This window comes from Microcoleus sp. F10-B2 (assembly GCF_036704965.1).
Classification (GTDB): Bacteria; Cyanobacteriota; Cyanobacteriia; order Cyanobacteriales; family Microcoleaceae; genus Microcoleus.
The window spans coordinates 1-1,590 of sequence record NZ_JAUBTB010000220.1 but is presented as its reverse complement, the minus strand read 5'-3'; the positions used below and the strand labels follow the sequence as shown (position 1 = coordinate 1,590).

Here is a 1,590-nt window from a genome sequence, read left to right as displayed (position 1 = left end):
ACTTTTTTTGACGCTTCTATTGATTTTAACTATTTTACGCTGATTTGGGGATATTTACAAAACCGGGATGCTCCCGCCGGAAACAAACATCCCAACACGCTCCAGTTTTTTTTCACCACCAGCTTTTTCAAAAAAGTTGGCGTGGAACCTTTCTGAAGTGGTAGCAACATCTATTTCGTCATTACCGAGAGCAAGAAATATAGTAGTTGTATTCAATACATTTAGTTCTTCGACTTCATAACCAAGCTTTTCTAACCCAATGCGAATGATTTCTACAGCAAATTGTGACGCTACGATACTACTAGCAGCAGGGCGTACTTTCACCCCTTTACCAGGTAAACCTACTTCTGTCGATTGACTGTTGCCTGGAGATTTTGTAGTGCTTTTGGGAGTTGATTGACAAGCAGTTAAACCTACAAGCAACGCTACTGCTATGGCAAAGGTCTGTTTTTTTATGTGGTATTTTATCATGTTTGTTGAGCTCGATCGCTCTTTTTAAATCTCAATAATCTGGAAACGAGGAAACCAATCGGCCCTCGTTGCAGCCAAGAACCCCTGCTGTTGACTTTCCCGAAAGCCTGAGTAATCCGATCGAGCATAATCGCCAGCAAGACAATGCACAACCCTCCAACAGCAGCCAGTCCCACATCCAGACGACCAACGCCCTGCAACACCATCAATCCCAGTCCAGGCACAGCAATCATTGAGGTAACTACCGACATTCCCAATGCAAACAGAATAGTTTGGTTCAACCCCGTGAGAATCGTCGGCATAGCTAGGGGAATTTGGGCCTGCCACAGGACTTGCCAAGGAGTTGACCCAAAAGCGATCGCCGCTTCCACCACCTCTTCAGAGACTTGCCGGATACCAAGGTTGGTGAGGCGAATCAGAGGCGGAAGTGCAAAGACGATGGTTGCCATCACCCCAGGAACTTTACCGATGCCAAATAGCATGACAACAGGAACCAGATAGACGAAGATGGGGATGGTTTGCATAACATCGAGGAGGGGTCGGACAAATCCCACTAGGCGATCGCTCCTGGCACAGGCAATACCGATGGGAATGCCGATCGCCACGCAAAATGCTACCGCAGTCACCACCAAGGAAAGTGTCACCATTGCCTCCTTCCATGCCCCAACAAAACCAATTAAAGTCAAGGCAGCGACGCTATAAATCGCAATTTTTCTCCCTGCCACTTGCCATGCCATCAACCCAATAATCATCAGGAAAATTAGGGGAGGAATGGATTGGAACATCGCCTCTATAGAGTCAAGCGCGAATTTTATCGGGATGCGAATCGCTTGGAATATCGGACGAAAGTTGTCAACGAGAAAATTAACTGCAGCGTTAATCCAATTATCCAGAGGTATAGTATAAAGCTCAAAGGGGTTTAATATAACATCCAGCCCGGATTGGCTCTTGGCAATGAGATAAGTGCATAGATTTAAGGAATTTAACACAATAGAGAGCCTTCTGATACAAATGGCAAAAAGAGGAGGAGTTAACTTACAAGAGGGTAGTGCCCTGAAGGAAAGGATCAAGAGAATTAAACTGAATTCAAAGAAAGTAGGCGTTTAGAGTTGTAAATTA

2 protein-coding genes are annotated in these 1,590 nt (G+C 45.2%); both read right to left on the bottom strand.

What is annotated here, in order from left to right; genetic code table 11:
- Positions 1-54: 54 nt before the first annotated feature.
- Positions 55-471, bottom strand: coding sequence for a glycine betaine ABC transporter substrate-binding protein (locus tag QUA99_RS32760; protein ID WP_333245792.1), 417 nt, complete (start codon positions 469-471; stop codon positions 55-57).
- The gene (locus QUA99_RS32755; protein WP_333245789.1) at positions 468-1,256 is read right to left on the bottom strand and encodes an ABC transporter permease subunit; all 789 of its coding nucleotides are present in this window, start codon (positions 1,254-1,256) and stop codon (positions 468-470) included. Before QUA99_RS32755 ends, QUA99_RS32760 begins: the two co-directional genes overlap by 4 nt.
- Between the last annotated feature and the right edge of the window lie 334 nt (positions 1,257-1,590).

Coding starts and splice junctions, on each gene's coding strand:
- QUA99_RS32760 (WP_333245792.1), bottom strand. CDS start 471: ATGATAAAATACCACATAAAAAAACAGACCTTTGCCATAGCAGTAGCG.
- QUA99_RS32755 (WP_333245789.1), bottom strand. CDS start 1,256: ATGTTCCAATCCATTCCTCCCCTAATTTTCCTGATGATTATTGGGTTG.